At 67.2% G+C, this 9,459-nt stretch carries 8 protein-coding genes and 1 pseudogene; 8 read left to right on the forward strand and 1 reads right to left on the reverse strand.

Translation table 11 applies throughout. The features are described 5' to 3' along the window. Window positions 1-1,044: 1,044 nt before the first annotated feature. The 5 genes from AB0I10_RS38980 to AB0I10_RS39000 all read left to right on the forward strand — a co-directional run bounded on the left by AB0I10_RS38980 (window position 1,045) and on the right by AB0I10_RS39000 (window position 5,377). Window positions 1,045-1,569, forward strand: a complete 525-nt coding sequence (locus AB0I10_RS38980; protein WP_363157492.1) for a hypothetical protein — start codon at window positions 1,045-1,047, stop codon at window positions 1,567-1,569. Between the two features lie 591 nt (window positions 1,570-2,160). Further along, a complete protein-coding gene (locus AB0I10_RS38985; RefSeq protein ID WP_363157493.1) occupies window positions 2,161-2,490 on the forward strand; it encodes a hypothetical protein in 330 nt (109 codons plus the stop codon). After that, window positions 2,487-3,581: a WXG100 family type VII secretion target gene (locus tag AB0I10_RS38990; protein WP_363157494.1), complete on the forward strand. Its 1,095-nt coding sequence runs from the start codon at window positions 2,487-2,489 to the stop codon at window positions 3,579-3,581. Before AB0I10_RS38985 ends, AB0I10_RS38990 begins: the two co-directional genes overlap by 4 nt. Next, the gene (locus AB0I10_RS38995) at window positions 3,578-4,939 is read left to right on the forward strand and encodes a hypothetical protein (protein ID WP_363157495.1); all 1,362 of its coding nucleotides are present in this window, start codon (window positions 3,578-3,580) and stop codon (window positions 4,937-4,939) included. Before AB0I10_RS38990 ends, AB0I10_RS38995 begins: the two co-directional genes overlap by 4 nt. Before the next feature lie 177 nt (window positions 4,940-5,116). After that, a complete protein-coding gene (locus AB0I10_RS39000; RefSeq protein WP_363157496.1) occupies window positions 5,117-5,377 on the forward strand; it encodes a hypothetical protein in 261 nt (86 codons plus the stop codon). A gap of 112 nt (window positions 5,378-5,489) precedes the next feature. Here AB0I10_RS39000 and AB0I10_RS39005 read toward each other — a convergent pair. Beyond that, window positions 5,490-5,682, reverse strand: a pseudogene (locus tag AB0I10_RS39005) (fused response regulator/thioredoxin-disulfide reductase); the annotation flags it as partial. Window positions 5,683-6,036: 354 nt separating this feature from the next. On the opposite strand from AB0I10_RS39005, the gene AB0I10_RS39010 reads away from it, so the two are divergent. The 3 genes from AB0I10_RS39010 to AB0I10_RS39020 all read left to right on the forward strand — a co-directional run. Continuing rightward, window positions 6,037-7,026 carry an NAD-binding protein gene (locus AB0I10_RS39010; protein ID WP_363157497.1) on the forward strand — a complete coding sequence of 330 codons (990 nt, stop codon included), beginning with the start codon at window positions 6,037-6,039 and terminating at the stop codon, window positions 7,024-7,026. A 198-nt stretch (window positions 7,027-7,224) separates the two neighbouring features. Then, on the forward strand, window positions 7,225-8,415 hold the full coding sequence (locus AB0I10_RS39015; protein ID WP_363157498.1) for an IS110 family transposase: 1,191 nt from the start codon (window positions 7,225-7,227) through the stop codon (window positions 8,413-8,415). Between the two features lie 202 nt (window positions 8,416-8,617). Then, window positions 8,618-9,459 (forward strand): IS110 family transposase (locus tag AB0I10_RS39020; RefSeq protein WP_363157499.1); only part of this gene is annotated, 842 nt, incomplete at its 3' end.

Below are 9,459 nucleotides of genomic sequence, written 5' to 3' on the forward strand. Positions count from 1 at the left end.
GGTTCAAGTCCCCCCTCGGACACTCACCCCAAAAGCCTGGTCAGTGAGCTGACCAGGCTTTTTGCATGAGGGGTCGCCCAGGGTGGCTGAAATGGGGGGGCGAACTATTGGTGGAGCGGCTCGCTGACCTGGGGTTTCTCCCGAGCCCATGGCATGGGGGTTCGTGTCGGGTTCATGTGAAGATCGTGTGCGTTCAAGGCTTGGTTTCTCGTGGCGTCGGGGCTCTGACCTGCAACGTTGTTAGAGCGCGATAGTGGGGGTTCATATCGGTACCCCGAAGCGCGAGAGTCAGATCGATCCGCCGCTGCTACTGGGTGTGGTCGGTGCTGCATGCTGCCTCCGCCGTGAAGGTGTCTGCAGGTCGAGGAGTGACGGATTGCTGCTTCTTCAGCTGATCGTGGGCATCTAGCAGAAATCCCAAGAGCGCCTTCGCGGCCGCGGGAGTCAGCTTGGGAGGCTCCTCCGGCACCACCACAGTCACCTCTGGACGCTGTCGCCCTGTGTCTACCACTGAAACCACCGTAATTGCCGCAAGTTTTGGGAGCGATACCTTGGGCTTAACCCAGGATGCCGTGCAGTGAAGCGGTAGGCGCGGGGGCATGGGGGGCTGTAAGGCTGTCCGTGCTCGCGCGGGCTTTCGATGCTGTGTCAAGTTGAGTGGCTCTGTCGCATGCGAACTCGGGATGGCGGCCGGACTTTGGCGTCCATCGGGCGCACGAGGGGAGTAGGCGAGCGGCACCGCGGAGCCAGCGCGCGGCGGGGGGATCATCGCGGCGTACGCGAAGGTGACGGCTGCTCCGGCGCGCAGGAGATGCGGCGGTTGGCGGCGTACAAGGTGCTGTCGGCCTACGACAACAACCCGCAGCTCACGCGTGATCCGGTTCCGGTTCGGAGCGGCGGGAGTTGAGGGATTGCCGCAACTGTCGTGGACGGAGCGCTCGGGTATTTGGTGGGTTCGCCTCAGAAGGTGGCGGTGGAGGGTGCTGAGCACTCCGAGGCCGAGGTGTCGAGGCCGCGTGCAGTCCGCCCGCCGAGAATGTCGCGATGACCGACAGCCGCGATGACGCTGACCGCATTTTCATCCGCAGCAAACGGGGCACCAGCCGCTACGTCTACAACCCGCACAACCCCATTGGCCTCGCACTCATCGTCGGCTTGCTGCTGTTCGCCGTAGGCGGCATGTTCCTGCTCAAGCACAACCCGGGCCTCCTCAGCGGTGCCGACGACTGGGATGGGGACGAACTGCGGTCCGCCGTTTCAGCGGCGACCACTGAGCTGTCGCACGAGGCGGAGTTCGGGCCCGGGACCATCAACTACGAGGACATCCTGCAGGCCGTCATCGCTAAGCACGGCCACAGCTCCAAGGACGCGCTGACGGTCACCCTTGCCTCGGAGCCACCGGAATCCGCCGTGTTCTATGGGGGCACGGAACAGGCCGACTACTCCGTCACCGTCGACGGCACGGACACCGCCTTCTACCTCAGTGTCCACGCCACCATGCGCAAGCGGGCGACGGACTACGACTCCGTCACCATCTCCGTAGAAGATGGCGTGTGCCCTGCCTCCTGATACCGCTGTGAGGCCGGCTGCGTGCCCCGACGTGGGCCCCGGGGGGGGGGGTGATGCATCCCGCCCTGGCCCTCATTGGCTCCTCTTCAGCGTGGCCAACTGTGGGGGTTGTGGCCGTGCTTCCGTGATGACGACGGCTGGAGGAGGATGCGGGCCATTCACCAGCCGGGGTCTCAGACCGCACTGCCCGCGGTACGGCCGAGCACGGTACGGAACCGTTCCCGCCCGCCGTGACGCATCGGAGTTCCCGGAGCCATTGGCCAGGAGGGCGTACCGCAGTATGAGGACGGCGAAGAAGGCGCAAGTGTCGGTGACGTCGGTGATCCGCTTCTCGCCCGGCTGAACTCGGAGAAATGTGGGGCAAGTTCGCCGATGGGTGCGCCCATAGGTGCTCGACACAGGTACGCGACAGGTGCCCGGCATAAAGGTTTCGGCAAGAACGCGACAAGAAAAGTTCCGGCCAGGCTTTGGAAGATCGCCCCTCTCTATACTCCAGCAACACGGCCGTTTCTCACCGCCATGCCAGCGCTATCCCAGCGCCATGCCGGCAACCGGCTGCCGATCTGCTGCGGGAAAAGTAAGGGGTGACTCATGTCCCAAAACGAGTCGTTAGTGGATGCCGCGGCTCTTTCCAAGCTGGCGAAGAGCTTTGAAACCTACGGGTCGGATCTGGAAAGCTATATCAAGGAATTCAAGTCGAAGACCGATGCCGAGGTGATTCACGACGGTTTCGGTGTCCTCACGGAATCCGAGGAGGTCACCTCCGCGTACATCGAGATGTCCACCGACATGGTGGAGTCGCTGAACGATCTGCGGCAGCACCTCGACCACATGAGTGACGGGCTGCGCACGGTCGCGCAGAACGCCACGGGGACGGACGAGTCCCTGGCGACCGGCTTCGGCAAGGGGCGCGGCGCATGAGCGGTGACGAGTCCGTAGCCGAGCAGGTCTTCGAGGCCGGCCTGGAAATCATCAACCCCGGTGGCGATCCGGACACCCTGCGCTCGGCCGCCAAGGGGTGGCGGGATCTCCACGACAACCTGCAGACCATGTTCAAGGACATGGACCGCGAGGTGCAGCGGACCCTGGATTCCAGCTGGCGGGGTCCGGCGGCGGACTCCTTCGCAGACCACTGGAACAACCTCAATGCGGCGATGGACAAGACCCTGCCGCAACTGCCCGCGGCGGCGAAGAGCCTCGACGAGGCCGCGGACGCCATCGAGGAGATCAACGACGAGATCCACAAGATTTACCTGGAGATCGGTATCTCCATCGGCATCTCGGTCGGCCTGTCCTTCATGACCATGGGTTTCTCGGCGGCCGCGGGGGCCGCCCGAGCCGCCCAACTGGCAGCCAGGGCCGCCAAACTCGCCAAAACGCTCGGCACTCTCCTGCGTAAGGTCGGCCAGGCGTTCAAAGCCATCCACCAGCTGGGGAAACACCGCTTTTTGAAGAACGTCCTGGTCAACTGGGCCAGCAACACCGGCGGCACCGTCATCACCAACACCCTCACCGGGCAGGACACCAACCTGTTCGACGCGACCTGGCAAGGCGGGCTCGCCTCCCTCGCCGGTACCGGACCCGGACTCGCCGTCGCCCGCGGACTGGGCAAAGCGGGCCGGCCGCTGGTCGGTGACATAGCCGGCGGCGCCATAGGGAGCATGACCGGCGGGCTCGCCGTCGATGGGACGAAGAACCTCGACAACGACCCGTCGAACGACGTCAGCGGGCGCGACATGCTCTGGAACGCAGGGGTCAACGTGGTCGGCGGTGGTGCGGGAGGCGCCGCCGTACACGGTGCGAACACGCAGCTGCCACCTGGGCGGGAGGGCCCGCACTTCTCGATCGAGGGTCCGGCGCAGGGAATCATCTACGGCGGCGCCGGAGCCGTCGGCAAGCCACTGCACGACGCCATCTGGCCGCCTGATGAGAAGCCGGACGAGGCGAAGGGCGAAGCCGCCGGCACGCCGGAGGGACCGAAGAAGGGATCAGTGAAGGACGTGTTCGGGTGAGGGAGCGCGACCGCGCGACCGCGTCCGCCTCGGCAATTGCCTGGGCGGGCGCCGCCGCGTTTGTGGTCTGTCTGCTGGCGCGCAAGGTGGCCCCGTATCCGCGCTGGGATCTGCTGGCCTGCCTGGTGGTGTCGGCAGGAGCGGTCCTGGTGTGGTGGCTGCGGGCGAGCGGAAGGCTCGCTCCCGCCGGCCGGGCGGCGCCGGAACCGGCCCGGTCCGTCGCGGCGGGGCGGCGGACCCGATGGTGGCCCGAGCGGCGCCTCGAACTCGTCCTCCTTGCCCTGACGGCATTGCCGCTGCCGCTTGTCATGCTGTTGCTTTCGACGACGGCGAACACACCCCAGGTGGACGCGATCCTCGCTCACCACCCGCGCATCTCGCAGGTGACCATCGCTCAGGTCCACCACTCGTACCTGAAGGACGGCAGGAACTACAGGTACTACGAGTCCGCGGTCACGGTCACACTCGCGGCCACCGGCCGGTCCGGGAAAGGGGCGCCACGGCCCAAGGGCACGGTGCAGACCTCCCAGCCGCCACATCCGGGCGACCGGTTCCTGGGCCTGTACGCCGCAGATGACCCCACCGCCGGGGTCATCCTGGACAGCCGTGCCGAGCTGCGCGCGCTTCTCGACGGGCGCGCCGGGCCGGGCGACCTGGCGATGCTGGCCCTCTACAGCCTTTTCCCCTTGGGCGCCGCCGTAGCGGCTCTTCGTCCACGTGCTGCCCCACTCGCCTCGGACGGCGTGTTCGGCGACGGCGATACCCGGATGCTTCGGGTCCGGCTCGTCGGTGCCGGTGCGGGCGACCGTCTCAGGCGCCCCGTCAGCGCCTCGAAGCAGGCCGGGCCGCTCCTGAGTCCCGCGCTGCGCCTTGCCTCGTCGAGCGGAGACCGTGATCTGCTGCTCGAACGGTGCCTCGACCCCGTCCCGCTGGCGGAGGCTCTCAAGGGCAGTTGGGGCCGCCTGTATTGGACACCCAGGGCGGAAGACCGGCCCGAATGGTCCACCCCCGCCCTGCTCGTCCTCGATGACGGCCGGTATGTACGGGGAGCGACGACTAGGGGTACACCCCCGGAAGCCCCGGCGGGTGAAGCGGTCAGCGGTCCCCTCCCCGACGTGGAAACGAGCCGTCCGGTGGGCCCTTATGCGCTGTGGCAGCCCCACGTTCACAGACCGGGCGTGATCTGCTTCGGTATCGCCTTCCTCGCCGTGGTCCTGCTGGTGTCGGGGGTCGGATACGACGGCGGGATGCTGGGCACCGCACTTCCCCTGGTCGCCGCGGCCGGGCCGACGGTGGGTGTGATGCTGATCGGGCGTCGGCGCACGTGCTACTTGCGGCAGTTGGTGCAGCAGACATGACGGAGACAAATAGCCGGGCCGTTCACGGGTGTGGACCAGGCGGCAACTGATAGACGGCACACGGCACACGGCACACGGCACACGGCACACGGCACACGGCACACGGCACACCGGAACCGGGCCCAGGATATCCTGAATCCGGCTTCCGGTGCTTTTAATTGAAAACAAGGGGGAGAGATGTGGTCAGGCAGGCACGACAGTTACTTACAACAAACCGGACAAGCGATCGCCGAGGAAATACAGCGAAACCGCTCCAGGCGGCGCGCCAACGCCGTCAAGTACAGCAGAGAGCAAGTAGAACAGAGCCGCAAGATCGCTCATGAAGCCGAAGCCGTCGAACTGGAACGCCTTGCGGTTCTCGGGCAAATTCCGCAGGCCGAATACAAGGCCCGCATGGCCGCCCTGGAAGACAACGCCGACGACGGAACCAGACAATAGAACCCGGACACACCGTGGGCCCACACGCCGAAGGCGCGGGGCCACGCTCCTCGCCTGATCGCAGCCTTCTGAATCCACCACGCTTCGGGCTTCTCCCGCCGTTGCCTTCCCGTTAGCGATGGACGAGCGCGACCGCCATGGAGCCCTCGGCCACGCCGGAGGCCACGCGTTTGATCGACTGGGCGCGTACGTCGCCGGTCGCGCCCCCCCGGCACGCTGGTCTCCAGCATCAGGCGGTCTCGTTCCAGTGGCCAGGAGGCGGGGGCGCCGGAGCGCAGGAGGTCGGGGCAGGTGAGGATGAAGCCGGTCCCGACCAGGTGCCGCTGGCCGCCGCGGTGGTCGCCGCCGTCACGCTCCCCGTGACATGGGCCACCCGCTGGCTGAAGCTCCCCGTCACGGAGGCGCGGAACGGCCGTATCGCGCCTCCCAATGCCCCTTCGGAAGCCAGCCGTTGGCCCATGAGGCAGTAGCGGATCCCGTCCATACGCAACTTTGACGCCGAACTGTTGTGCGCACTGGAACCATGGGGCATGCCTAGGCGATCTCGCCGATGTGATGTCAACTCTCCATCTGCGTATGCCCCTTGGGCCGCGCTCCCAGCACATGGTGATCTGCGGTGACGACGGGCTCGCGCACCGGCTCGCGGTGCCCTGGACGCGGTGTGCGGTGAGGCGGTCACCGTCGTGCTGCCCTCGCGACGCGAGGGCCATGCGCCGGAGATCGCCGCGCTGCACCGCGATCCGCAGTCGCCGGTGGAGCTGCTGGTGGTCGCCCGCCCGGACGAACAGACGCTGCGCGCCGCCGGGGTTGAGCGGGCGGCCGCGCTGGCCCTCACCTACCGTGACGACCAGGTCAATGTCACCGCCGCGCTGCTGGCCCGCACCCTCAACCCGACGATCCGCCTGGTCGTCCGGATGTACAACCGAGAGCGAGGTGAGCACCTCGAACGGCTCCTGGACCGCGCCGTATTGGCGCTCGGCCGGACCGACGACATGACGCTGGACATGTCCACCACGGTGCTCTCCGACACCGACACCGCAGTTCCTGAGCTGGTGGCCGCCGCCGCGGTCGGCCGGGGAGGCACTCTGCAGGTCGAGGGCCAGGTCTTTCGCGGGGTCGTACGTCCCGCTCGCACCCCGCCGCAGTCCGCCGACCTGGCCACCCTGGCGGTACTGTCCGGCGCCCACCAGGACGACCCGGCGAGCGAGGACAGCCCGGAGACGCCGGGGGAGGAGGGCACTCAACTGCTGCCCGACACGGTGACCTCCTATCACCGGCAGTTCACCCACGGCCGGCTGATGCTGGAAGAGGTCACCCAGCACCACCCGCCCGAGGCGCCGCCGGGCGACCGGCGCGGTTACGGGGCGTGGCTGCGGGACCGGTTGGCGCATCTGCCGTGGAAGGTGTTCCTCTCCCGCGAGGTCCTCGCAGTCTTCGGCGTGCTGGCCGCGATCGTGCTGGCACTGGCCACGGCCACCGCGCTGGCCGAACCGGGCCCGCTGTGGAAGTCGCTGTATCTGCCGCTGCTGGACGTCTTCACCATGGGCGACGCGGCGACCGACGAGTCCCCCGCCCGCCGCGTACTCCAACTCATCGCCGGTTTCGTAGGGTCCTACCTTCTTGAGCGGGTTGATCAAGGCCACTTGTAGGGTCTGGAGGCCTAGAGGCACCGGGTATGGCTTTCGTAGGGTTGCCCTCGATGGTTCAGCCAACCTGGCCGCCCGGTGTCTCACGACGGCCTGACTGCTGATTAGGAGACGCGAGTACGTCGTCGTACATCGCTGTGTAGGACCATGCCGGCAAGGTCGTCCGGAACCGCACCGCACTTCGAACGACCGGAGGAGCCCGTGGCCCAGATCTGGGCGGGTACGGACATCGGCAAGACGCACCACCATTGCGTGGTCCTGGACGCGGAGGGCAAGCGGCTTCTCTCGCGCCGCGTCCCGAACGACGAGCCGGACCTGCTGGCTCTCCTCGCCGACGTCCTGGCCATCGACGAGGACGTGGTCTGGGCGGTCGACGTCGCCGACGGTATGGCCGCCTTGCTGGTCAACCTGCTGCTCAACCATGGGCAGCAGCTCGTCTACATACCCGGCCTGGCCGTCAATCGGGCGGCCGCCGGCTACCGGGGCGCGGGGAAGACTGACGCCAAAGACGCCACCGTCATCGCCGACCAGGCCCGCATGCGCCGAGACCTCACGGTACTGCGACCGGACGATGAGCATGCTGTCGAGCTGAGGGTTCTGACCGGCCGCCGATCCGACCTGGTGGCCGACCGCACCCGCGCCGTCAACCGGCTCCGGGCGACGCTGACCAGCATTTTCCCGGCCCTGGAACGAGCCCTGGACCTGGGAAACCTCGGCCCTCTGCTCCTGCTGACCAGCTACCAGACTCCGGCCGCCCTGCGGCGGGTGGGCCGCAAGCGGCTGGTGACGTGGTTGCGCAACCGCAAGGTCCGTGCGGCTGAGGCTCTGGCAGATGCCGCGCTCGACGCGGCAGAGCGGCAGCACACCGCCCTGCCCGGAGAGAAGATCATCGCGCAGATGGTCCACTCTTTGGCGAAGGAGGTGATGGGCCTCCACGAGCAGGTCACCGAGATCGACAAGCTCATTGAGGCCCGGTTTCGCGAGCACGCGCTCGCCGAGGTGATCTCCAGCCTGCCGGGCATTGGCCCGTTGCTCGGCGCCGAGTTCCTCGCTGCCACCGCAGGCGACCTCAGCCGCTTCGGCAGCCCTGACCGCCTGGCCAGCCTCGCAGGAGTTGCCCCCGTGCCCCGAGATTCCGGGAACATCAGTGGCAACCTGCACCGGCCTCGCCGCTACCACCGCGGTCTGCAACGCGTCTTCTACACATCCGCGCTCGTCAGCGTCCGAACCTGCGAGGAATCCCGCCGCTTCTACGACCGGAAGCGCGCTGAAGGCAAGCGTCACACCCAGGCCGTCCTGGCCCTGGCACGGCGTCGGGTGAATGTCTTGTGGGCCTTGATTCGTGACGGACAGTGTTATCAACGAACGCCCCCTGTCACTGCTGCGGCTTGACAAACGGCATTAGGAGGTTGGCTCACCCAGAGGTGTCGGGTGTGGCTTTCAGTGGTCTGCCGTCCGTGGCTCCCTACGATTCGCCGCCCGACACCTCCCGACGACTCGGCTGCTGATTAGGAATTGCGATCCGATCGCTGAGTAGGGACTCGCCAGCGAGGTCGTCTGTGGTGCAGGTAAGCAAACGACCCGCGGAGAGCGCGTGACAGCGATCTGGGCCGGCATCGACGCCGGCAGGACCCACCACCACTGCGTGGTGATCGACTACACCGGCAGGCGGCTGCTGTCGCGGCGAGTGGCTAACGACGAGTCAGAACTGCTGAGCCTCCTGGCCGATGTCCTCGCCCTGGGCGATGAGATCACCTGGGGCATCGACCTGGCCGACGGCGGTGCCGCCTTGCTGATCGATCTGCTTCTCAACCACGGCCAGCACACGCTCTACATCCCCGGCCGAGCAGTCAGCCGCGCCTCCGAGGGCTACCGGGGCGAAGGCAAGACCGACGCGAAGGACGCCGCGATCATCGCCGACCAGGTCCGGATCCGCCGGGACCTGCACCCCGTGCGGCCCGGCGAGGAACTGGTCGCCGAGATCAAGGTCCTCACCGGCCATCGCCGCGACCTCACCGATGACCGCACCCGCGTGATCAACCGGCTCCACAACCACCTCACCAGCATCTTTCCCGCTCTGGACCGGGCACTGGATCTCACGAACACCGGCCCTTTGATCCTGCTGACCGGCTATCAGACCCCAGCCGCCATCCGCAGGATCGGCGCCCGGAGGCTGGAGACCTGGCTGCGCAACCGCAAGGTCCGCAGTGCTGCCCAGCTCGCCGAGACGGCCCTGGCGGCTGCCGAGAACCAACACACCAGTGTGACTGGGGAGAAACCGACGGCCCAGCTCGTGCACACGCTCGCTAGGGAGGTGATGCGCCTCAACGAGCAGATCACCGAGACGGACAAGCTCATCGAGGCCCGGTTTCGCGAGCACAAACACGCCGAAGTAATCGCGAGCATGCCCGGCATCGGGCCCCTCAAGATCGGAAT

It is taken from the genome of Streptomyces sp. NPDC050636 (genome assembly GCF_040654775.1).
GTDB lineage: Bacteria > Actinomycetota > Actinomycetes > Streptomycetales > Streptomycetaceae > Streptomyces.

Bases quoted from the DNA above. Each gene is read 5' to 3' on its own strand.
- AB0I10_RS38980 (WP_363157492.1), top strand. From the start codon at position 1,045: ATGACCGACAGCCGCGATGACGCTGACCGCATTTTCATCCGCAGCAAA.
- AB0I10_RS38985 (WP_363157493.1), top strand. From the start codon at position 2,161: ATGTCCCAAAACGAGTCGTTAGTGGATGCCGCGGCTCTTTCCAAGCTG.
- AB0I10_RS38990 (WP_363157494.1), top strand. From the start codon at position 2,487: ATGAGCGGTGACGAGTCCGTAGCCGAGCAGGTCTTCGAGGCCGGCCTG.
- AB0I10_RS39000 (WP_363157496.1), top strand. From the start codon at position 5,117: ATGTGGTCAGGCAGGCACGACAGTTACTTACAACAAACCGGACAAGCG.